The sequence below is a fragment of the Shewanella sp. MBTL60-112-B2 genome (genome assembly GCF_019655055.1).
GTDB lineage: Bacteria > Pseudomonadota > Gammaproteobacteria > Enterobacterales > Shewanellaceae > Shewanella.
In genome coordinates this window covers 153,653-175,105 of sequence record NZ_BPFA01000002.1, presented here as the reverse complement: position 1 = coordinate 175,105, position 21,453 = coordinate 153,653, and the positions used below count along the sequence as shown (strand labels likewise).

At 44.8% G+C, this 21,453-nt stretch carries 21 protein-coding genes; 12 read left to right on the top strand and 9 right to left on the bottom strand.

Annotated elements, in window-relative coordinates; genetic code table 11:
* Window positions 1–124: 124 nt before the first annotated feature.
* Window positions 125–880 carry a leucine-rich repeat domain-containing protein gene (locus K5Q73_RS02065; RefSeq protein WP_259650667.1) on the top strand — a complete coding sequence of 252 codons (756 nt, stop codon included), beginning with the start codon at window positions 125–127 and terminating at the stop codon, window positions 878–880.
* 123 nt (window positions 881–1,003) lie between these two features.
* On the opposite strand, the gene K5Q73_RS02060 is transcribed toward K5Q73_RS02065, so the two are convergent.
* The 8 genes from K5Q73_RS02060 to glnE all read right to left on the bottom strand — a co-directional run bounded on the left by K5Q73_RS02060 (window position 1,004) and on the right by glnE (window position 9,488).
* Entirely contained in the window at window positions 1,004–1,714 is a 711-nt protein-coding gene (locus tag K5Q73_RS02060) for a hypothetical protein (protein WP_012156668.1), read from the bottom strand.
* A gap of 285 nt (window positions 1,715–1,999) precedes the next feature.
* The gene (locus K5Q73_RS02055) at window positions 2,000–2,512 is read right to left on the bottom strand and encodes a DUF3592 domain-containing protein (protein WP_259650668.1); all 513 of its coding nucleotides are present in this window, start codon (window positions 2,510–2,512) and stop codon (window positions 2,000–2,002) included.
* Window positions 2,499–2,942 (bottom strand): hypothetical protein, encoded by a 444-nt coding sequence (locus K5Q73_RS02050; protein ID WP_220758834.1) that lies wholly within the window; start codon window positions 2,940–2,942, stop codon window positions 2,499–2,501. The genes K5Q73_RS02055 and K5Q73_RS02050 overlap by 14 nt, the downstream gene beginning before the upstream one ends.
* Window positions 2,943–3,089: 147 nt before the next feature.
* Entirely contained in the window at window positions 3,090–3,479 is a 390-nt protein-coding gene (locus tag K5Q73_RS02045) for an HIT family protein (RefSeq protein WP_220758835.1), read from the bottom strand.
* Window positions 3,480–3,505: 26 nt separating this feature from the next.
* Window positions 3,506–4,270, bottom strand: coding sequence for a hypothetical protein (locus tag K5Q73_RS02040; protein ID WP_220758836.1), 765 nt, complete (start codon window positions 4,268–4,270; stop codon window positions 3,506–3,508).
* 640 nt (window positions 4,271–4,910) lie between these two features.
* Window positions 4,911–5,330, bottom strand: coding sequence for a hypothetical protein (locus K5Q73_RS02035; protein ID WP_220758837.1), 420 nt, complete (start codon window positions 5,328–5,330; stop codon window positions 4,911–4,913).
* A 234-nt stretch (window positions 5,331–5,564) separates the two neighbouring features.
* Window positions 5,565–6,299 carry a DUF4347 domain-containing protein gene (locus K5Q73_RS02030; RefSeq protein WP_259650669.1) on the bottom strand — a complete coding sequence of 245 codons (735 nt, stop codon included), beginning with the start codon at window positions 6,297–6,299 and terminating at the stop codon, window positions 5,565–5,567.
* A 333-nt stretch (window positions 6,300–6,632) separates the two neighbouring features.
* Window positions 6,633–9,488 (bottom strand): bifunctional [glutamate--ammonia ligase]-adenylyl-L-tyrosine phosphorylase/[glutamate--ammonia-ligase] adenylyltransferase, encoded by a 2,856-nt coding sequence (glnE, locus tag K5Q73_RS02025; RefSeq protein WP_220758839.1) that lies wholly within the window; start codon window positions 9,486–9,488, stop codon window positions 6,633–6,635.
* A 340-nt stretch (window positions 9,489–9,828) separates the two neighbouring features.
* On the opposite strand from glnE, the gene K5Q73_RS02020 reads away from it, so the two are divergent.
* From K5Q73_RS02020 to K5Q73_RS01985, 8 genes are all read left to right on the top strand, one after another.
* Window positions 9,829–10,788 (top strand): hypothetical protein, encoded by a 960-nt coding sequence (locus K5Q73_RS02020; protein ID WP_220758840.1) that lies wholly within the window; start codon window positions 9,829–9,831, stop codon window positions 10,786–10,788.
* 13 nt (window positions 10,789–10,801) lie between these two features.
* A complete protein-coding gene (locus K5Q73_RS02015; RefSeq protein WP_220758841.1) occupies window positions 10,802–11,701 on the top strand; it encodes a DUF350 domain-containing protein in 900 nt (299 codons plus the stop codon).
* 83 nt (window positions 11,702–11,784) lie between these two features.
* Entirely contained in the window at window positions 11,785–13,512 is a 1,728-nt protein-coding gene (locus K5Q73_RS02010; RefSeq protein WP_220758842.1) for a polyamine aminopropyltransferase, read from the top strand.
* A 91-nt stretch (window positions 13,513–13,603) separates the two neighbouring features.
* Window positions 13,604–14,017: a YjfI family protein gene (locus tag K5Q73_RS02005; RefSeq protein ID WP_220758843.1), complete on the top strand. Its 414-nt coding sequence runs from the start codon at window positions 13,604–13,606 to the stop codon at window positions 14,015–14,017.
* Between the two features lie 12 nt (window positions 14,018–14,029).
* Window positions 14,030–14,719: a PspA/IM30 family protein gene (locus K5Q73_RS02000; protein ID WP_220758844.1), complete on the top strand. Its 690-nt coding sequence runs from the start codon at window positions 14,030–14,032 to the stop codon at window positions 14,717–14,719.
* Window positions 14,720–14,730: 11 nt separating this feature from the next.
* The gene (locus tag K5Q73_RS01995; protein WP_220758845.1) at window positions 14,731–15,381 is read left to right on the top strand and encodes a DUF4178 domain-containing protein; all 651 of its coding nucleotides are present in this window, start codon (window positions 14,731–14,733) and stop codon (window positions 15,379–15,381) included.
* Window positions 15,382–15,498: 117 nt separating this feature from the next.
* Window positions 15,499–15,828 carry a hypothetical protein gene (locus K5Q73_RS01990; protein ID WP_220758846.1) on the top strand — a complete coding sequence of 110 codons (330 nt, stop codon included), beginning with the start codon at window positions 15,499–15,501 and terminating at the stop codon, window positions 15,826–15,828.
* A gap of 58 nt (window positions 15,829–15,886) precedes the next feature.
* Window positions 15,887–16,684 carry an ion transporter gene (locus K5Q73_RS01985; protein ID WP_220758847.1) on the top strand — a complete coding sequence of 266 codons (798 nt, stop codon included), beginning with the start codon at window positions 15,887–15,889 and terminating at the stop codon, window positions 16,682–16,684.
* 90 nt (window positions 16,685–16,774) lie between these two features.
* Here K5Q73_RS01985 and K5Q73_RS01980 read toward each other — a convergent pair whose 3' ends face one another.
* Window positions 16,775–18,262, bottom strand: a complete 1,488-nt coding sequence (locus K5Q73_RS01980) for an inorganic triphosphatase (RefSeq protein WP_220758940.1) — start codon at window positions 18,260–18,262, stop codon at window positions 16,775–16,777.
* A gap of 232 nt (window positions 18,263–18,494) precedes the next feature.
* Between K5Q73_RS01980 and K5Q73_RS01975 the strand changes: the two genes are divergently transcribed.
* From K5Q73_RS01975 to K5Q73_RS01965, 3 genes are all read left to right on the top strand, one after another.
* On the top strand, window positions 18,495–19,175 hold the full coding sequence (locus K5Q73_RS01975) for a TIGR00153 family protein (RefSeq protein WP_220758848.1): 681 nt from the start codon (window positions 18,495–18,497) through the stop codon (window positions 19,173–19,175).
* A gap of 24 nt (window positions 19,176–19,199) precedes the next feature.
* Window positions 19,200–20,468, top strand: a complete 1,269-nt coding sequence (locus K5Q73_RS01970; protein WP_220758849.1) for an inorganic phosphate transporter — start codon at window positions 19,200–19,202, stop codon at window positions 20,466–20,468.
* Between the two features lie 192 nt (window positions 20,469–20,660).
* On the top strand, window positions 20,661–21,206 hold the full coding sequence (locus K5Q73_RS01965) for a TIGR04211 family SH3 domain-containing protein (protein WP_220758941.1): 546 nt from the start codon (window positions 20,661–20,663) through the stop codon (window positions 21,204–21,206).
* The last annotated feature ends 247 nt before the right edge of the window (window positions 21,207–21,453 follow it).

Sequence of the window (21,453 nt, the reverse complement as noted above, 5' to 3'; positions counted from 1 at the left end):
CTCCGTATTGCTTGGGCTTTCTGCGATAGAAAGCTCAGCGCATCAAGCCGAGTTAACCTCAAGCCCTACGACTAAAGCTACAGCTACAACTAACTCTATAACGACAACAAAAAGAGAATTAACAGTGAGCCAACCACATATCCTGACATTAGATGACGTCTCATTTGATAAAAAACAAGGCAGGATTGATGTTTACAAGGGCAAGCATAAACATATCATCATCCCTGATAATTTTGACGGTATCCCCGTAACCAAGATCTGGGATTATGCGTTTTCAGAGGTTGAGGAGTTAAGCGAGGAATTCGAAGAGGTCCCACAGAACCTAATAGCCAGCGTGGTTATCCCTAATACTGTCATAGAAATTGGCGATAGTGCATTTCAGCGTAACGCTCTTACCGAGATAGTGCTCCCAAGCTCTGTCACTCGTATTGGTTACAAGGCCTTTGCTGAAAACGCCCTTACCAGCGCTGATATCCCAGATTCAGTGACTGAAATTGCAGAAAGAGCATTTGCCAAAAATGCATTAACTCAGCTGAGCCTGCCAAATTCATTGACTAAAATTAATGACCGAGTGTTTCAATTTAATGCGTTAACCAGCATCACTATTCCTGATTCCGTGACAGAAATCGGCTTAGGCGCATTTAGGGGAAATGCACTTCAAAGTATCACAATTCCTGACTCGGTAACTGACATAGGTTCTGAAGCGTTTGCAGATAATGCCATAACCAGTGTATTAATTCCGACTTCGGTCACTTACATGGGGAATGACGCTTTTAGCGATAACCCATTAAGGGGCAGGATCATTAAAGGCTTTGGCAACAAAAAGCCGCCCAGAGAACTCACTGACGAAGAGTGGCTCGAAGTCTATGGTGACTTATAAGCTAAAGCATTGCTGCGCGCACACCTAACATCTGATTGCGCGTAACCTTGTGAGCTTACTGCTCACAAGGTTTACAGCAGAGAAGTAACTGTCCCCTGTTATACCATCTACAACAACTTCAAGTTAATCGTACTCAGCTACTAGCATGACTTTCTTTAACTCTGGCTGGTAAAACACCATAAACTCACCGGCAAAGCCCAAGTACTCACTATCTCTGACCAAGTAAGCTTCATCTTTAAAGCTGCCTATGAAGGTATATTCTTTATTGTCTTTCTGATCCAGATAAACGATATCGCGAGTGCTCATATGTTCAAATTCAGGATGATTAAGGCTGCAGGTCACTTCATAGTAATGATCCAGCTCTGGGTTCTTTGCCAGTTCATTATATAAACATGAAGCCCAATTCTGGCCAAATCTAGGTTGGCCGCCCAAAGTGATTAATGGCAGCTTTTTGTCACGACGCATCAAACACTTATTGGCAGCAAATTCGTCCTGCGCTTGCTGATAGTTGTCTAAGTACTCGTCTTGCTCCTCAAGCGTATCATCATTGGCGTACTCGTCATCTAAGCACCAGCCTTGTTGCTCATCAATATACGAATAGGTGATAGGGCCATAATCACCATCGGGAATGCCTTGCAGATTAGGTAGTGCAATGAGTATTTTGTCGTCAATGCTTGCATCAAACATATTGAATGACAACAACCCAATTGGAATTAGTTTTTCACGGTCAAAAACCACAGACTCAGCAGTTGGAAATGCAGCATAACCAGCTTCATCATGGAAGATATCGGTTTTAGCTACATTCAATTTGGTATCTTTAATTATAAACGCCATATTTAACAACACATTCCTTTTATGAATAGTTTAACCTGCTAATTCGCCAGCATTTTCCACAAGCGATTCATAGATTATTGATGCCAGTATAGGCTCTTGTTAGGGGAAATTGGCGTATTCAAATACGCCGAAAATCACACTTTGAGAAGTCAAATTGAGTCTGATAAGAGTCATATCAATAACGCTACATTTTACATGCATAAATGCGCGAAAGCCTCCATGTACTATTAAGGAAGCCTCGTCATCCATGCCTCACACATCGGCGAACGGTTAGAATAAAATCAGTTACACATTACGAACGATAAAGCTGTCACGGCTTGAGGTCATCTGCAGATACATCAGATAAAGAACAGGGATTAATATCAAAGAGAACACCACCAAAGCCACAATCAAAAACACGTACATTGTTGGTTTGATAACAGCTGTGTTGGGATTACTGGGTTTATAGTGCACTAAGATTTTCTTATCACGAGGAAACTCTGCCACCAAGGCTTCGGCCTCTTCCAAAGAGTAACCCGGGATGGCACCTGTAATATCGGTCTTATTGCTCTTGTGGTAAATTTTACCGTCAACAGCATAGAAATACTCGATAGCCACCTCGTAATGAGATTCAGCGCTGCTTCTTTCATGGTAGCGTTCAATGAGCCAGCAATTCACCACCATGCCCTTAGCTGTAGGCCAATTAAAAGCAGCATGAGACTGATGCACAGCATAAGTTGCCACCCCTACAGCACAAGAGAACATGATAAACATAAACCACATTAATATTGAAATCTGCGACAGCTTAAACCGCTTCACTATTATTACCTTTTATGTCCGCGTAACTATTCATCAAGGTTTGATAGCCTTTCACAAGTTTTATCAATGGCCATATCATGGCAGTAACCAGCAACACCAGCGCAAGCAAACCTAAGGCAAGCAGATAAAGAAAATCATCACCTCCGCCTCCGGAAAACAGCCCGCCACGATTAAATATGTTGGCTCCCCAAGCGGAAGCAATAGCCGCCAAATTCAACGCTAGATGTAAGCCAAACGATTGCAAGATAACCCAATACCCTTGTTTTAAAACCGGCGATTGGATGCGGTACCAGTTAACCCCAACCCAAGCAAGCCAGCCTATCCATAGCGCCGCCGCAGGGAGCCAAAGCACGCCAAGAATATAAATCACCGGCACAGCAAAGTAACTGTAGCGCAGCTGCGTGAGTTGAGAGTGTCTTGATAAGTCCATTTTAAATCCTTATTTACAGCGACTCTATATAACACGGTATTAGACTAAAGCGACTCTAAACCGTCGTGCTGTAATACATCTTGATTTTGGTGCTAACCTTGATATTAACAATGGGGGTCAATGCTATTTCTACTGTTGATCAGCTTGTTATAAGCCTGCCAGTGATGTGCGTAGCTCTTCTATGCTTTGAACACCAAGTTCACTACTTGACCAACCAAACTTGTCATTATCAAAGCGAGGAAAAATATGGAGGTGATAATGGCTTAACTCATTAAACTTACCGTTGTTTTGAATAAATGAGATTCCATCGGGTTGAAACTTGGTCGCGATACGTTGATAAAGCTCTTTGGCGACGCTTTGTATTTCCAAGTTTACCTCAGGAGGCAAATCAATAAACGACTCAAAAAGCTCCTTTGGACAAATTAACACATGACCAAAGTTAATAGGGCTATGATCTGCGAAAGCAATAACATTTTCGGATTCATAAAGAATGACAGCATCTATTTCCCTAGATACGATCTTTTCAACTATTGTCACTAATTTCCCCTTGGGTTTATAACGCCTCAATCAGCCGACGCGTTAGCGGTCGGCTGCATTGAATTGTTAGATTTTAATTCTCGCGCTATGGTTTTAAATACTGAAACACCAACTAGTGTTAGTTGGTTTTTATCACTTATTATTCCTACACTTCGAAGTCCAGTCATTGCGCCGCCATTAATCGGTACTTTTGGATGCATACCGTTTCGCTCTATATCCGAATAAACTGCGTCAAAACTTTTCACCAGAACTTCTGGTGTACTCTCAATTACATAATCAACGCCAAGATAGGTACAGATTTCTCCGACTATATGCTTCCGACCAGGAGAAACTTCGGCATTTGCATAGTGTAAAAATTGTAGGTACGGATCTTGTATTTCCCTAATTTGGCTCTCAACACTCTTATGCTTCACCTCTAGTGCACTAGCATGTTGAGTTACAGAAATTAGCTGCGTGACTAAAGCTTGCTTTTCAGCTTGTGTTTTGGCTCCAGATTGAATTAACTGCAGCTCTAGTTGCTCTACTTGTTTTTTCAGAGGCTCTTTCTCATTTTCCGCCAGCTCTAACTCGTCAGTAAGCAATGTTGTCCGCTTCTCCAATCTTTGGAGCAAAATGTCAGGAGACGTCTCAGCAAGATCCTTAACTTTCGTTTCGAGGAAGGAGATTTGAGACTTTAAGGTTTCAATTGTCGCGTCTTTTGATTGAACTAAAACTCGGTACAATACAAAGAGCGCCCCAATAAACCCAATTATGCTGGCAATTTGGGTGTAAAAGATTGTCTCGATGCTCATAATTTTCCTTAAAATCTAACATTTGTATAATGCGCATACGCACGTATTCGGCAAAACGCGCAAGCGCATTTAATAAACCTATTATTTAATTTTCACTGATGAAAAGCTATTGATTTATAAGCACTCTACCTTTGTATTACTGGATAAATGCACACAAAAATGAGCAAAGCGAGCATTGATATTGATGTTGATATTGAATCGAAAGTAATTGGTGATTATTCAAAAGTGGGGTCAGGTTGAACTTTCTACAAACCTCACAGAAAACACCATTCCCCATCGAAGTTGCCGAGGTTATTGAAGAAAATCGCGTGAGCGAGTCATGGATGACGAGATAGCCTTAGGTGAGCCATGGACGGCGAATATGAGGCGATAGCGATTTTCGAAAATGAGTGAGGATCAACAACTTCGTCGGGGCGCTGAGGGTTTGTTAAGGGGGACAAGCGCTTTCCCCCTTGGCTCGGGTGTGGGCGAAGCGCCACGACGTTAGTTGTTAGACGAAGTCTAACTTAGAGGTCAGGCGTAGCCTGATATGTGGCAAAGCCACGACCTTTATCAAGCGGAGCTTGATTGAGTTGTTAGACGCAGTCTAACTGCTAGAAAAAGCGATAAAAACTATCTCAAGCAGATAGTTAGATAAACTCTAAATAAACATCGCAATCATGCCACCCACCGTCGCTGCGGCCTTAACATATTGGCCTGCCGAATACGATGGGTCGCCGTTCTCGTCGATTTCTTCTGGATGATCGAGTCCTAAAGCCCCAAAGACAAAGGATTCAAAATCGCCATCTTCCTCTTCGGCTTTAGCTATTTCAGGAGAAGCTGTGCTGGCTTTCGCTGCAGTCTGCTCATCGGCCAGTTTTTGCTGGGCTCCCGCAGAGATAGCCACATTAGTGCTGGCACCCACATTGGGTAAAGGCGCAGCTTGAGTCGCTGTAGAGCTCGCAGTAAGAGCGGCGGATGTAGCGGGTGCATTCGCTGCGGTATTTACCTGCGAATTACCGACAACATTTGCTGCCGCAGCATTTATCCCCGCAGTGACACTATTACTGACAGAAGTCATCAAACTATCCTCGAATTAATCCCTTTTACAACAGCGGGATACACTAGTGCAGATAGTAAGCAGGAAACGATTAACCTCAAAGCAGATTTTGTCGAAAATTTGATACAAAACGTATCAGAGCCTATTCCTATATCAGGGTTGTTGTTACCCCTTAATTAGACACTGTATTAGCACTAATAAATCTTCGATGAAGCAATTCGATAGTGGGTTAGGGATAGAGGCTTGAGTTAAAACTTAAAAATCATATTGAACTCGCTGTACCCATAGCGGCTCATATCGCTGACCTTGCATATAAATAACATCTACGTTCATCTGCGTCAGCTTTTCAAATAATCCTATAAATTGGCCGCCAGCATGGCTTGCAGTCAAGTTAGTGGTATATAGCGAAAGCGGGCTTCCGTTGGCAAATTGTCGGGCAAATATCGCTAAACTATGTTGATGTTCAAGTAAGTAATGTTTATCAATCCAGCGCCCGCCTAGATATATTGCTGAGCTTGAAGTCTTAGCGATGATACTCACATGTGAGTATGGCGGCTCATCGGCTAACACTTGGTTTATCTGTTCAAAAGGTTCCGTATTTTCTTCTAAGGTCAGAAGATGCACCTCCCCTCTAAAGCCAGACAATAATGCCTCTATCTGCTCTAGCGAACTATCGACAATGATCAGGCTAACGCCGTCTTGCTCAGCTTGTATCAAATTAGCCTTTAGCTTAGTTAGCACGATTGGCTCTTGCTCAAATTCGGTTGCTAAATCTAATTTGGGCTCTGCTATTGCATCATTGATAAACAGCAGCAGACAGAGTAATACTATCCAGTAAACAGGAAAGTCATGGCAGAGACGGCGTTTAGTGTTCCTGTTGCTCCCTTTGTAACTGTTAAGACCTTTTAACGACAGATCTTTAAAGATCTTCATGCCAGTTAAGCTATCGTTGAAGTTGGTATAGCGACTTGTCTGTTTGAGAGAATTCATAATGAGCTCGAGCCGATAAACAATAAACAGACTGATGCATAGAACAAACCACATCGGTATAGCAAAAAATGAAATTGGCTTTCACACTTGGATTCAATTAGTTAATAAGGTCTCATTTCGCTTGGGGCTACCTTTTAAAATCCCCTTTAGCTCTGCGAATGAATTTGCAACGCATTTTGCTTGCCGCTTTGCACTAAAATCCCTAGCTGTAGTAAACAAAAAAGCCTCTTAGATTAAACCTAAGAGGCTTTAAAAGCGGTCATGATTATACTGTTATACCCATGCTATACGCTCATACTCATACTTAAAAATCATAATCGGATGACAAGTTCATCACCCGCCTAAGATCGCTTGATAGATCTCAATCACTCGCTGAGTATGAGGTTTAACCACATCGTTCGGCAACACAGCTCTTTTTTCTTGCAGCACTAACCTATGGCTTTCATCACGTAGGTGACAATAGGCTTGCGTCAAGGCCTGAGCACTGTCTAGCGGTAACAGTTCAAGCTCGGCGAGCTCAGCGAAAATCCGCACATTGTCAGACCAAAAAGACAGCGCCTTATGCTCATTGGCGTTGGCCAAGACTAAGTACTGGGCAATAAACTCTATATCGGCGATCCCACCACGGCTCTGCTTAAGATCGAACATATTCTCTTCAACCTTTAATAGATGATCGCGCATCTTAAGCCGCATCTCTCTAACATCTTTGGCTAAAGTTTCGATATCACGCTGACTCTCAAGCACTTCGGCTCTAAGCTCATTGAAGCGGCTCGAAAGTGAAATATCACCAAACATAAAACGTGCCCTAACTAAGGCTTGATGCTCCCATGTCCAGGCCTCATCTCGCTGATATTCACCAAAGTGTTCTATCTCGCTTACCAGTAACCCTGAGGCGCCAGAAGGTCTTAAGCGCATGTCGACTTCATAAAGTTCGCCGGAGTTGGTGCGGGTTGAAAACAAGTGCAGCACTCGCTGGGCAAGTTTAAGGTAGAAGTGGCCAATGTCTATGGCTCTGTCGCCGTTGGTCTGGCCGGCTTGACTACCATTGTGCAAAAATACTAGGTCTAAGTCTGAGCCGTAACCTAGCTCGATACCGCCAGCCTTGCCGTAGCCGACAACGGCAAAACCCATCTCGTTATCCTTTAGGTTTTCAGGCACTCCATGACGAGCACTTACTTGCGCCCATGCCTGATGAACCACCTGCTCTATGATGGCTTCGGCTAAGAAGGTTAAATGATCGCTCACCTCCATCACTGGCAGCACCCCGGTAACATCGGCCGCGGCAATTTTTAGCTGCTGCGATAACTTAAACTGGCGCAGCGCTTCCATCTGCTGCTCCATATCATCCTCAGGCACCCTAAGTAGGTATTGACGTAGCTCACTGCTGTAGTCATCTAATGAGGTGGTGTCATATAGCTGCGCCGGATCTATCAGCTCATCGAGCAACATAGGGAATTTGGCCAGCTGCTGTGCAATCCAAGGGCTGACAAGACACAGGCTGACCAGTTGCTGTCTCGCGCCTGGGTTTTCACACAAAAGCTCCAGATAAGTGGTACGAGTCAGAATTTGATCTAGCACTTTAGAGACTTGCTCAAATGCTTTCGAAGGATGTGGAATATTGCTGAGCTCACATAAGAGCTTAGGCATCAACTTGTCTAAGGTTTCGCGCCCTCTTGGGCCAATGGTGCGGCGCACCACGGTCTCGTGCCAGCTATTGAGCAAGGGCCAGAGCTTTTCATCATCTATGCCTTGCTCTTCTAATATGGCAATGGCGTGCTCATCTTCATAAGCATTCCATAATTGCTGAGTCCAGGTCTCGTTATGATCATCAATATTATTACCGCCGACGGTATCATTAAAGTGACCATGGATCTGTCTCATCGCGGTCTCGATCTGCTCACGTAGATCCATTTCAGTATCGGCGTTAAGAGCGTGGCATAGGCGCTGCCAGTTGAGCTCGTCATTGGGTAAGGTTTGCGTCTGCTCATCGTTAATAGCCTGGAGTAAATTTTCTACTCGGCGCAGCAAGACGTAGCTTTTCTTAAGCTCATCCACAGCCAAATATTCAAGTTGCCCCATCTGGTACAAGGTATCGATGGCGGCAAAAAGGCTCTGCTGACGCAATGCGGGCTCACGTCCGCCGCGAATAAGCTGAAAACTCTGCACCACGAACTCGACTTCACGAATACCGCCTGCGCCGAGTTTTATATTGTCAGTTAGCTTTCTACGGCGTACCTCTTGGGTGATTAAGCCCTTCATCTTACGCAGTGATTCTATCGCCGAAAAATCTAAGTAGCGCCGGTAAACAAAAGGTCTGAGTAGATCGTGTAATTCATCTGAATCCGACGTCCAAGGGCCGAGTGCCCTCGCCTTAACCATGGCGTAGCGCTCCCAATCTCGACCCTGCTCTTGGTAATAATCCTCAAGGCCGCTGAAACTCACCACCAAGGGGCCGCTCTCACCGTATGGTCGAAGCCGCATATCGACCCGATACACAAATCCATCAACCGTGACCTGATTTAGTAGGTTCACTAAGCGCTGCCCCATGCGAATAAAGAACTGCTGGTTCTCTATCGAGCGTCGGCCACCAACGGTTTCACCGTGCTCAGGGAAGGTAAAGATAAGGTCAATATCGGATGAGAAGTTAAGCTCACGCCCACCAAGCTTGCCCATTCCTAAAATAAGTAACTTTTGTGGTTTTCCCTGGCTGTCGGTTGGCGTGCCTTGCTGCGCGCACATCTCACGATATAACCAGTCGCGCCCAGCTATGACTAGCGCCTCGGCTAGTGCTGACAAATCTAATAAGGACTCTTCTAATACGCTGTAATTAAAGAAGTCACGCCAAGCAATACGCACCATCTGCCGGTTACGATATTGACGTAACACTCTTTTGGCCTGTTCTTCATCGCTGATAGCTTCAAGTAGCTCAGCTAGCTCATGTTCAAACTCTTGGCGTTCTATATTCTCAAGCTCTGAGGCAAAGAGTGCGGGGATCCATTGAGAATGTCGACACAGCTGGGTAGCAATAAAGTCACTTAATGCAAATGCCTGTTTAAGCTCCTGTTGCTGCTCAATAGTAAGTGAAGAAACTAACTCGGCCACAGTGTCATTGAGGCGCTGCCAATATCGTTCTGCTGCCGCAGCCATTTGCGTGCTGACAAGCTGATTACCCAGTGAAGCCGTGCGCATAATAATCCCTAACAATTTTGTACATCGACATATTATGTCGTTAATGATATAGATAGAGCGTAACTAATTGTGAGCAGTTCTGGTCGAGGATGTTGGCTAGTTGAGTCATTTGTCTCTAACTGAGCCATGAAAACAGGATCCTTGCTATTTTTATGCTCTAATAGGCAATACTATACTAATTGCGCTAAGACCAAATAATTTCTCTTGAGAATTCAATGTTCCAGCAAGTGAAAACTGGTTTAATGAGCTAAGATAGCAGCAGTTTTTTGGGCCGAGATATCCTTGGATTGACTAATATGGGTTGGCCACTTTGAGTAAAATAACCAAATTTGGAGAAACTATGGCAGGAATGCTAATCCGCGTTCTCACCGTCTTAATGGTATTCGCCCTCGCTGGATGCGGCGATGATAGACCAGAACAAATTGCAAAGTATCAGCAGCTCACTCAGCAACGCTTAGATACTCTTAGCACTATGCTTAACGACGGTCAGGTACGTAACGCTAATTTGCTCAAACAATACGTGCAAGTATTGGAAAAGCAAAAGCCCGATTTAAGCCCTTTGCTTAATGAGCTTGCGACCGATGCCACCAATCGCGGGCCGATGTTTACATCCTTAACGCGGCGCTTAACCGACAGCCAAAATGCGGCTAACTATGTCGATCTCGATCAGCAATTAGCCGAAGTTGAGAATCTCTATCAAGCAGCCGATCCAAGTTTATACAACGATATGTTGTCTGACCCACTCAACGTGGTTGCGGATATGTCAGATGGTGCACTGGCGCGAGTTAACTCCATTAGCCGTGAAGCCGCAGCGCTTGCTAATGGTGCGGAAGACTTCGGCGCAGGCAGTCAGTTAGTCGGTAACCCGTCTTACGGTAGCTGGCAAACAGGCTCTAACGGCATGTCGTTTTGGGCTTGGTATGGCATGTATTCCATGTTCTCTAACCTGACTCGTGGCCCCATTGGCTATGACAGATGGTCGAGCCGTCGTAACTACAGTTACTACAACGATGTGGGACGCTACCGCTATACCTCACCTAAGCAAGCTCGCGCTCAAACACAAACCTATGAGCGCACTAAAAAACAGTTTAGCTCTCAAGGACGTAAGTTTGATAGCCCGTATGCTAAGTCGCGTACCGGCTCAACCAGCCTTTCGAGACAAAGTAGCAGTACCCCAAAAGCCAGTTCAACAGGACGCACCACGAGCAGCAAGAGCAAGTTCCGCTCTAACTACTCCAAGGACAGCAGCTTCCGAAATTCCAGCAGTCGTACCACTCGCGGTGTTCGCCGAGGCAAATAATTAAGGAACCCTTATGACATTTTTAGAAAACTACGGCCTCACACCTGATTTGATGATTATTCTTTGCATCGATATCACTATCGCCGTACTGCTACTTACATTAATGCGCTACCTGCAAGGATGGACGGTAAAGGTCAACAGCCGTCACGAACTGTCTGAAAACGATAATTTTGCCTTCGGTATTAGTACCGCAGGTGCAGTGATGGCACTGGGTATTGTATTAACTGGCGCGATTACCGGTGAAGCCGCCGAGTCGTACTTAGTGGAAGCCATTGGCATGTCGGCCTATGGCCTATTTGGTCTAGTACTGATTAAACTTGGCCGTTTCTTACACGATAAAATTGCCCTCAATAATATCGATAAGAACGCGCTAATTATTAAGGGCAATCTCTCGGTTGCTATTGTCGATGCCACTGCCGCTATCGCTACCGCCATCATTATCCGCTCAGTACTTATGTGGGCTGAAGATCTAACGGTTTATACCTTTATCGCTATCTTTAGCGCCTTTGCGATTTCACAGCTGATGCTAGTGCTACTCACTCGTGCGCGTGAAAATCGTTTTGCTAAGCGTAACCAAGGCGAGTCGATGCAAGATGCTTTCGCTCAGGGCCATGTTGCCTTAGCCATTCGCCATAGTGGCTATATGCTTGCCATGGCCTTTAGCTTCAATGCCGCGAGTCACTTCATTATCTTTGATCCACAAGCTTATATGGCTAACTTGATCGGCTGGTTGATCTTCTCTGTGGTGATGCTAATTTCGCTATCGCTGCTTATCACTCTGGTCAAGAAGCTGGTATTGGCCAACATAAACTTATGTGAAGAAGTCGAGAAACAGCACAATATTGGCCTAGCTTTCGTTGAGATGGCAATTAGCGTCTCTATTGCAATTATCTTGGCAGCCTTAATGGCTTAAGCTAAGTAAAAGGGAGCGTAACTCGCTCCCTTTTTTATTGGCGACCACTCTTTATCTGACCCAACCTATTCAACAGACACTCAATGCAAACCGACTCAAATAGCTCCACTACCGAATCTAGCAATCAAACTATAGAATCAGGCAAACTTGGCTGGTTCGACGATGTGTTACTGCTCGGCATCATGGCCGTACTCGCGGGCTGCGGCCTGATTTATGAGTACTTACTGTCGCATTATGCCGGACGTATTCTAGGCGCCCTCGAAGCGGCAATTTACACCATGATCGGTCTGATGATCGTTTCCATGGGACTCGGCGCTTTTGCCGCCCGTAAAATTCGCTGTGCTTTTACCGGCTTTGCCGTGTTGGAACTTTGCGTTGCCTTATGTGGTTCACTGGCAATTTTAATTACCGCTGCGGTAATCGGCTTTGGCCAGCAATTACCTTTAATCATTGCCAACACCTTGGGCCTGCCCGCCGATCAACTGCCCAACGGCGGCTTTATTGGTACCTTGCAAAAGCTGAGTGAATACCTGCCTTATGTGTGGGGCGTACTTCTCGGCCTGATGATAGGTATGGAGATCCCGCTGATCGCCCGTGTTCGTCAAGCCTTGTCTGAAGCGCATCTGATGCATAACGCGGGTACCATCTATGGCGCCGACTATGTAGGCGCTGGTATTGGCGCGGCTATCTGGGTTGGCTTTATGTTAGCCATTGATATTCAGCTGGCTGCAGCGTTAACCGCAAGCTTTAACCTACTGGCTGGCTTTATCTTTATCTGGCGTTTCTGGCATCAAATACGCCATGTAAAGCTGCTATTAGTGGGTCACTTTATCGCTACTGGCATTTTGGTATTGCTCGCCTTGCACGGCCCTCAATGGGAGCAGAGCTTTAATAACCTACTCTATAAAGACAAGGTGGTTTATGCCAAGGCGACCCGCTTTCAGCAACTGACCTTTACCGAGCGTTTAAGAGGCAATGGCCTCGGCCCGGTTCATTCGCTCTATATCAATGGTCGACTGCAGTTTTCTAGCAGCGACGAGCATATCTATCATTCATTTTTAGTGCATCCAACCATGGCAGCTAGTGCTCGTCACGACAAGGTATTGATCATTGGCGGCGGCGACGGCTTAGGCTTAACTCAGGTACTGCAATGGCAACCTGAGCAAGTGACGCTGATGGATCTAGACAGCGAATTAGTTAAGCTGTTTAAGCAACCCGCTAGCGATATGCCTGAGCATTTAAGCCGAGCATTACTCGCGCTCAATCAAGATGCGCTCAACGATCCTCGTGTAAGAATTATGTATGAAGATGCCTTTAATGGCGTTGATAAGTTATTAGCCAAGGAAGAGAAGTTTGACGCCATTATTGTCGATCTGCCCGACCCGAGTCACCCAGATCTGAACAAGCTCTACTCCGATGCTTTCTATTTAAAGCTCAAGGAACTAATGAGTAATGACGCTGCCTTAACTGTACAGTCAACGTCACCTTATCACGCTCCAAACGCCTTTATTTCGGTAGCAAAGACCTTAGAGCTTGCAGGCTTTAGTGTTGATCAGTATCACCATAACGTACCCAGTTTTGGTGAATGGGGCTGGAGCATTGCTACCTTAAGTGGCAAAAGTGCCCGCGCTAGGCTACAAAGTGTGCAACAACTACCCGTTGATGACCCTTGGTTAACCCTAGGTTTAATCCACGCAGCCTTTGAGTTCCCGGGGAATTTTTACCAGGACAAGCCCAAGATTAAGCCCAATGTTTTAGGTTCAAGCCAGCTGTATCAATATCATCAGCAAGCTTGGTTAGAAAATCAGTAGAGTTTATTTTTGAATCGTAAAGATAGCCCTTGACATATTATGTCCCGGTGTTATCTTTAATCACAGACATAATATGTCAATAAGGACAAATATGAATATCCACACAATTGCCAACCACCTAAATGAGCTTGGCGACAACAGCCATACTGGCTTTCAATTTGATTGTTATCCAATTAATGGTGACGTGGAAGTCTTACAAGTTAACGTAGTTGGCCGTGAAGAGATCCCGGTATTTGTATCGGTCACGGACAACCAGATCCTTTGCATCAGTTATTTGTGGGGCGAGGACGAAGTGAATCAAGAGCGTCGTAGTGAGATGTTTGAGACCATGTTAGAGCTCAACATTCCAATGCCACTGTCATCGTTTGCAAAAATTGACGATAAGTACGTGGTTTACGGTGCACTATCTGTGCATTCAAGCATGAAAGAGATTGAGCAGGAGCTATCTGTTCTTTCTGATAATTGTCTCGAAGTTATCGACGAACTCGTCGACTACCTGAACTAAAGGAGCCACATCATGGGCATTCTAAACAAAATTCTTACGGCCTTCCGTGGCGGCGCTACTGAAGTTGGCCAAGGCATCGTAGATGCAAACTCAACACGTATTTTTGAACAAGAAATTCGTGATGCAGAGAAACACCTAACTAAGGCTAAGCGTGACCTAACTGAAGTGATGGCAAAAGAGATGCAAGCGAGCCGTGAAGTCGATCGCCTAAAGCGCTCTGTTGCTGAACACGAAGGTTACGTGACCCAAGCACTTGAGAAAGGCAACGAGCCACTAGCACTAGAAGTTGCTGAAAAAATCGCTGAGCTTGACCAAGAGCTTAACGATCAGCAATCAGCAAACGAAAGCTTCAGTGCACACGCGACTCGCCTAAAAGAGCTAGTACGTAAAACAGAACGCCAAGTGGCTGATTACCAACGCCAGCTAACTATGGTTAAAACCACCGAAAGCGTGCAGAAAGCCACTGCGACTATTACTGATTCATTTGCCGGCAGTAACTCTAAGTTACTTAACGCTAAAGATTCACTAGAGCGCATCAAAGCACGTCAGCAGTCATTTGATGATCGCCTAAAAGCGTCTGAGACGTTAGCTGAAGAAAACAGTGACAAAGCACTGCACGACAAGCTAGCCGAAGCGGGCATTGGTGAGCAAAAGTCTAACGCTAACGCTGTGCTTGACCGCATTAAAGCGCGTAAGGGCTAAAGGAGACTGGCGTGGGATTTCTAAGCAGCCTATTTGGCAAAAAAGAGGAACCTAAACGTCAACTCGACCACCCAACAAAACTCAACAAGGGAGATATGATCTCCCTTGATGACAGTTTTGCGCTGCCACCACAACTTCGTGGTCAGCAGCTGCGAGTTGAAGCAGTGAACACCTATGAGTACCAGCGTAAGCAACAGACTGAATGGGTGCTAAAGGGTCACAGTGGCGATGCCATTTTCCTCAGCCTAGATGAAGATGACGAAACCTATCTGGCGCTGTCGATTAAGATCAGTCGTGGTCAGGTTGAGCAATTTTTCGATCTCGATCAGTTTAGCGAGATCTTTGAAGAAGCAGGTAAAGCCGAGTTAGATACGCAAACTCTGTCATCTGACTTAAATGATTATGAGCAGTGGTTATCGCCTCATTATCATCAAGTGACCACTGGCAGCTTTGGCTATTTCCATCGTCAAGACTACCGTGGCTTAAGACCTCCACAGGATGCCGATGGTGCAACCGGTGAGCCATTTGAGTCTTATCAGCTGCTTGACGATAATGAAGACAAGGCCGTCGATGTTGAGGTCTATGAAAGCGGTGACACAGATGTGATGCTGACTCTTTATCGTCCCTTGTCCGATATCAGAGAATATTGGCCTGGCGCATAAAATGAATGGTTCTAGATGAAAATCTAGAACCATTTTTGTTTCAACGCCGATGAATGGTAGCATGGGAGAGATCCCGTACCTTATTAATACGGATTAGTAAATTTAGGTATTGCACGCATGACCAAACAAAAAAATCCCTTACCCGCACAGTGGCAACAAAATCAAAAAGCTGCCAAGGCGACACAGATAGCCTTCGATTTGGATGAGAAGTTCCAATATGCCATTCGTAAGGCCGCGCTCGATGCCGGAGTAAGCCCTTCGGATCAAATTCGGGAAATTCTTGGGCTAACGGTGACTAAACGGCCAAAGCGACCTCGCCTTACGGTTTCTCTTAGCGCAAATGATTACCAATTATTAGCTGAAAAGTATCAGCTTTCACCTGAGCAACAACTTGAAATTAAAAAGCATGTGTTAGATGATTTAATTCAATTTAGCGCTGAAACATAGCGCAAACCGAGGTGCTGAGTGGCTAAGCCATTGCACCTAATTAAGATGGATCTTATCGATGGCAAATAAAAAGCGCTGGCTACTACAGCCCGATACACCTCCCACTCCCTTCCAGCTAGCCATGATGCTGCTGTCGCTGCTGTCGGTGATTTTAGTGCTAGTGCTGACCTTCGGTCGCGTTGATGCTGAAACCAGACGCTTGTTGTTGTTAATCGATACCAGTATCTGCCTGATCTTTATGTCTAACTTCTTTTTCGAGCTGTTTAAAGCAGGCGATAGACTGGACTACCTGAAGCATCACTGGATAGATTTCGTCGCCAGTATCCCTGCCATTGAAGCCCTTAGAATGGCGCGACTATTTCAAATATTGCGTGTTGTGAGGCTTATTCGAACCACACGCTCATTAATTGTGCCTATGCTCAAGCAGCGGCGCCAAGCGACTATTGCTAGCTTGGTCGTTGCTCTCGTTACCATTTTAACCTTTTCGTCTGTATTAGTACTGATTGTCGAAAGCGGGGTTGAAGGTGCTAATATCGACACTGCAGAGAGTGCGATTTGGTGGGCCTTGGTCACCATTTCTACCGTGGGCTATGGTGATTACTATCCGGTGACGACAGCAGGGCATATCATTGGCAGCGTGGTCATTGTCTGTGGCGTCAGTTTTTTTGGTGTGATTTCAGGTTATATGGCATCGGTGTTTGTCTCGCCAGATGAAGCAGAAAAGCTCGATAGCCATGCCGAGGAGATCCGCTCAGAGCTCAATATGAGTCTGCAACGCATGGAAGCGAATCAAGAAAAGTTAATTGCTGAGCTCAATGAACTCAAACAAGCTATCGAAGAAAAGAAGTCTGAGTAAAATGCCTGCAGCAATCTGCCTCTAAGTCTCAGTCATAAACAAATAAGCCCACATCAATGTGGGCTTAGTTACGTTTGTACTCGCCAGCGATTAACGCCAGTATGGATCGCTAAGCATGGCGCTACGGCGAGAAAACTCCATTGCCTGCACTAAGCTTTGCTCTTTGTTCTCGAGCCAGCTACTAATATCTAAGTAAGCGGTCTCACTAATCACTTTTAGCTGACGATAGGCTGCTAGAGTGCGGATCCCTAAGGCTAAGTCCTGCCAAGGCGCTCTAAACTGATCCCGTGACTTTTCACTGTAAAGTCCACCGTAAGCGACACCAACAAAAATACTTTCATCCAGCGCCTTAGCAACTGAAAGGTAGTCAGAACTACTGAGCTCGTTGTCTCGCGGCATCACATCTAAAATTCTTTGCCATGAGTTTTCCTGTATTTTATCGGCGAAGCTCTTCAAATCGAGCGATTTATCTATGATGACCTGCCCATCATTCAGTTGCATCAATAGGTCAACTAAATGCACTTGTAAACGCCCGTAGCAGACATCCCCAAGCAGACTTTCAACTTGGTCGATAATATTTAGCTGTTGCAACTTAACTAGCGCAACGTCGACCAAAGCCTGATGCATTGGTAATTTAGCCACTAGCGCGGCATCATTTTCAATAATGCTATAAAGACTTAAGCCCTCTTCAATAAAGTTAAGCCGTTGCTCAATACAATCAAAATCGGTTTGGAATGACTCTTCAAGCAGTGCGAACTGTTTAAGAGTATTTTTCAATAAACGGATACAGGCTCGCAGACGATAGCTCAACATCGGCAAGGCCATAATATTTTGTGTTGGCGCTAAAATCAGTGCTTCTATGGTCTGCCAACGATCTAAGCCAACGGCCAATAAGTTAATCGCGACATGCTTAAGACTTTGCTGAGGATTAATTTCAATAAATTTGAGAGCCTCAATAGACTCAATACTAGATTGCCCAGCAAGTTGGTAGCCTCGCTGCGCCTTGCTCGCTTTACCCAAACGCACAGGAATTGCTCTACTGACAATACCCGCAAGGGTTAATAAGGCACTGGTATCACCAGCAATGAGCTCAAATTCTAATTCACAAATGGGGTCTACAGCTTCACCGACTCGGATCTCGCCTATGTCTAATGCGACTTCAACTAGACTGTCATCAACAAAGATATGCCAACGTTGACGAGCAAAATCTGTGTTGAATAGACAATAGAGTTCTGACTGGGTCTGTTCAATATCCGCCCCTTCGGGCCAAATTTTATTCGGAAATAAATTTAATTGAGGAAAGTTTTGATCTATATCAATATTGTACTCAGGACGGGAATGGATCCCCCCCACAACCTGACCTTTTGTCTTAATTGTCTGCTCTAATTGTTGATTAATACCTCTAATTCGCAGACCCATATCCCATTTTCTTAAGGTTAGGCTTGGGGTATCAAAGTAGCCATTTGTCAGTTCTTCGCTACCTTTAGCATCGCAATTAGGTAGGCTATCTAACAGGTTTATAAGACTTTTCTTTTCATTCTTATTAAAAAAAAGTTTGAGCTCAATCTCAGCTTCCATCGATCTATCTGCCACCTTGTCATCAAAAATTAATCAAACCGTCACTAAAGTTACATACTGTAATATTTCTGCAATAATACCGCCGTAGGATGCGCTTTGCAGTTAGGATATAACTAGCTAGAATAAAAAACTGTCAATTTAAATCGTAAAACACAGTTTTCTTACGCGGCCGCTTGAGTTAACATGCGCCCGCTTTTTCCAATAGTGGAATAACCAAAATAGGTACACGGCAATGCCAGTAAACTCTATTTTAGGCGTGTTTGCAAAATCGCCAATTAAGCCTCTTCAAGAGCATATCGACAAAGTATACGACTGTGCGTCATTACTTGTCCCATTTTTTGAAGCTACTGTCGCAGGAGACTGGGACAAAGCCGTTCAATTGCGTAAGCAAATTAGCTTTGCAGAGCAAGAAGCTGACTCACTAAAGCGTGAGATCCGCCTAACTCTGCCTGGCGGTCTGTTTATGCCTGTTGAACGCACTGACTTACTGGAGCTACTTACCCAGCAAGATAAGATTGCTAACAAAGCAAAAGACATATCCGGCCGCGTCATTGGCCGACAATTAGAGTTACCTCTAGTCATTCAAGAACCATTTATTGCTTATTTACAGCGCTGCATCGATGCAGTATCTCTGTCTAAAGAAGCAATTAACGAACTCGACGATCTGTTAGAAACAGGTTTTAGAGGTCGTGAAGTGGATCTTGTCGCTAAAATGATCGCAGAGTTAGATTCTATCGAAGAAGATACTGATGATTTACAGATTAAGATCCGTAGACAGCTTTACTCCATCGAATCTGAATTAAACCCTGTGGATGTAATGTTCCTCTACAAGATAATTGAGTGGGTTGGTGACTTGGCAGATCTTGCTGAACGAGTCGGTTCCCGCCTAGAGCTAATGTTAGCTCGCGTCTAATCAAAAGATTATCAAGGTAACAACATGGTTGATGTATTAGTCACCAACGGCCCATGGCTTATTGGTATTGCGGCTCTATTTGGTTTTTTAATGGCATGGGGTATTGGCGCCAATGACGTAGCCAATGCAATGGGAACCTCTGTAGGTTCAAATGCGATTACAATTAAACAAGCGATCATTATCGCTATGATCTTTGAGTTTGCAGGTGCGTATCTTGCTGGTGGTGAAGTAACCAGTACGATTCGTAAAGGCATTATTGACTCTGCTTATTTTGTCGATTCACCAGAATTACTGGTTTACGGCATGATTTCAGCATTGCTTGCTGCAGGTATCTGGTTGATCGTTGCGTCAGCTTTAGGCTGGCCAGTATCGACTACTCACTCAATTGTTGGCGCCATCGTTGGTTTCGCTGCAGTGGGTGTGGGTAGCGACGCGGTTGCTTGGGGCAAAGTAGGTGGTATCGTTGGTTCTTGGGTTGTCACCCCGGCAATATCAGGCTTTATCGCCTTTTTGATATTCCAGAGTGTACAAAAGCTCATTTTCAACACAGATAACCCACTAGAGAACGCTAAGCGCTACGTTCCTTACTACATGGCACTAGCGGGCTTTATGATGTCACTTGTGACAATCACTAAAGGTCTTAAGCATGTTGGCATCAACTTCAGCACAGCTGAGGCGTATGGCTTAGCAACATTGATTGCAGTCGTTGTAGGTTTTGGCGGTATGCTTGCGATTAAGCGTCTTAAGATGGACTCTAAAGTGGATCGTCAAACACAGTTCGGCAACGTTGAGAAAGTATTCGCTATCTTAATGGTTGTAACTGCATGTTGTATGGCATTTGCTCACGGTTCAAACGACGTAGCTAACGCGATTGGCCCATTAGCAGCAGTGGTATCTGTTGTTGAAAGTGGTGGTCAAATTAACAGTACTGCACCGCTAGTTTGGTGGATTCTACCTCTAGGTGCTGTAGGTATCGTTCTGGGTCTTGCTATCTTTGGTCAACGCGTAATGCAGACTATTGGTAAGAACATTACTCACCTAACACCAAGCCGTGGTTTCGCAGCTGAACTTGCAGCAGCGTCAACCGTTGTTATTGCATCAGGTACCGGTCTTCCTATCTCAACTACACAAACACTTGTTGGTGCGGTTCTGGGTGTAGGTATGGCGCGTGGTATTGCAGCAATCAACATGGGTGTTGTACGTAACATCGTAGTATCTTGGGTTGTAACCCTTCCGGCTGGTGCAGCTCTTTCAATCATGTTCTTCTTCATGATTAAGGGTATTTTCAACTAAGGTTGAGCAACATTCGATTTACAAGAACGACGTAATTTTAAGGGAAGTTTGATAATTTTTATATCAAACTTCCCTTTTGCGTTTTATCCATCTTTTGCCACTTGCATTACCCCCTTTAAATCCCTAGCATGTGGGCTAAATTTCGTAGATGAGAATAGATTAGTGTTAAGAATTCTAATTATTGCGGGAATGATGTTACTTTCCCCTTCTTTGCTTGCAGCAAACCAAACGCGCTACATCTCAGATGATGTTTACATCTACCTCCATGGTGGCCCAGGAACTCAGTTCCGTATATTGGGTAGCATTGAAGCTGGCCAAGAGGTAACTTCACTCAAGGAAACCCAGGGCGACTACAGTAAGATAGTTGACCACAAAGGTCGTGAAGGTTGGGTTCAGAGCAAAATGCTAAGCGCTAAAGCGAGCCTTAGAGTTCAACTGCCAGCGATTCAAGCTGAGCTTGAGCAAACCAAAGCGGAGTTAGAGTCAGCATTAAGCAGCGGCGATAATAATGCTCAGGAACTTAGACAAGTTAAGTCTGAACTTGCTGCAGCTCAAAAAGCTTTGAGTAGTGCTAGCAATGAACGTGATAGTGCCAAGGCAAAACTTGCGAGTATGCAAAGAAACGAACGTTTCGAGATGTGGAAGCAAGGTGGTTTTATTGCCGCTGGCGGTCTACTGCTGGGTATCATCATAGTTTACCTACCAAGACCACAACGTAAGCCTAAGAATCGCTGGTAATAGCATTCAGTTAATCTTAGCAACGCCTATTAAAGCCTATGTTATCCATACATGGGCTTTTTTATTACCAGGGTATCCGCCCTTACCAGCCTAAGCTTCAATACTACCCAAGACCGCTACATAGTAAGCCTAACAACCGCTGGTAATAGCATTCAGTTAATCTTAGCAACGCCTATTGAAGCCTATGTTATCCATACATGGGCTTTTTTATTACCAGGGTATCCGCCTGAAATAAGATTACCAGCCT

What these genes read in the sequence shown, in the direction of transcription:
- K5Q73_RS02030 (WP_259650669.1), bottom strand. Translation starts at nt 6,299, where the DNA reads ATGAATTCTCTCAAACAGACAAGTCGCTATACCAACTTCAACGATAGC.
- K5Q73_RS02005 (WP_220758843.1), top strand. Translation starts at nt 13,604, where the DNA reads ATGAATATCCACACAATTGCCAACCACCTAAATGAGCTTGGCGACAAC.
- K5Q73_RS01965 (WP_220758941.1), top strand. Translation starts at nt 20,661, where the DNA reads ATGTTACTTTCCCCTTCTTTGCTTGCAGCAAACCAAACGCGCTACATC.
- K5Q73_RS01975 (WP_220758848.1), top strand. Translation starts at nt 18,495, where the DNA reads ATGCCAGTAAACTCTATTTTAGGCGTGTTTGCAAAATCGCCAATTAAG.
- K5Q73_RS02020 (WP_220758840.1), top strand. Translation starts at nt 9,829, where the DNA reads ATGGCAGGAATGCTAATCCGCGTTCTCACCGTCTTAATGGTATTCGCC.
- K5Q73_RS01970 (WP_220758849.1), top strand. Translation starts at nt 19,200, where the DNA reads ATGGTTGATGTATTAGTCACCAACGGCCCATGGCTTATTGGTATTGCG.
- glnE (WP_220758839.1), bottom strand. Translation starts at nt 9,488, where the DNA reads ATGCGCACGGCTTCACTGGGTAATCAGCTTGTCAGCACGCAAATGGCT.
- K5Q73_RS01985 (WP_220758847.1), top strand. Translation starts at nt 15,887, where the DNA reads ATGGCAAATAAAAAGCGCTGGCTACTACAGCCCGATACACCTCCCACT.
- K5Q73_RS02010 (WP_220758842.1), top strand. Translation starts at nt 11,785, where the DNA reads ATGCAAACCGACTCAAATAGCTCCACTACCGAATCTAGCAATCAAACT.
- K5Q73_RS02035 (WP_220758837.1), bottom strand. Translation starts at nt 5,330, where the DNA reads ATGACTTCTGTCAGTAATAGTGTCACTGCGGGGATAAATGCTGCGGCA.
- K5Q73_RS02050 (WP_220758834.1), bottom strand. Translation starts at nt 2,942, where the DNA reads ATGGACTTATCAAGACACTCTCAACTCACGCAGCTGCGCTACAGTTAC.
- K5Q73_RS02015 (WP_220758841.1), top strand. Translation starts at nt 10,802, where the DNA reads ATGACATTTTTAGAAAACTACGGCCTCACACCTGATTTGATGATTATT.
- K5Q73_RS01990 (WP_220758846.1), top strand. Translation starts at nt 15,499, where the DNA reads ATGACCAAACAAAAAAATCCCTTACCCGCACAGTGGCAACAAAATCAA.
- K5Q73_RS02000 (WP_220758844.1), top strand. Translation starts at nt 14,030, where the DNA reads ATGGGCATTCTAAACAAAATTCTTACGGCCTTCCGTGGCGGCGCTACT.
- K5Q73_RS01980 (WP_220758940.1), bottom strand. Translation starts at nt 18,262, where the DNA reads ATGGAAGCTGAGATTGAGCTCAAACTTTTTTTTAATAAGAATGAAAAG.
- K5Q73_RS02040 (WP_220758836.1), bottom strand. Translation starts at nt 4,270, where the DNA reads ATGAGCATCGAGACAATCTTTTACACCCAAATTGCCAGCATAATTGGG.
- K5Q73_RS02060 (WP_012156668.1), bottom strand. Translation starts at nt 1,714, where the DNA reads ATGGCGTTTATAATTAAAGATACCAAATTGAATGTAGCTAAAACCGAT.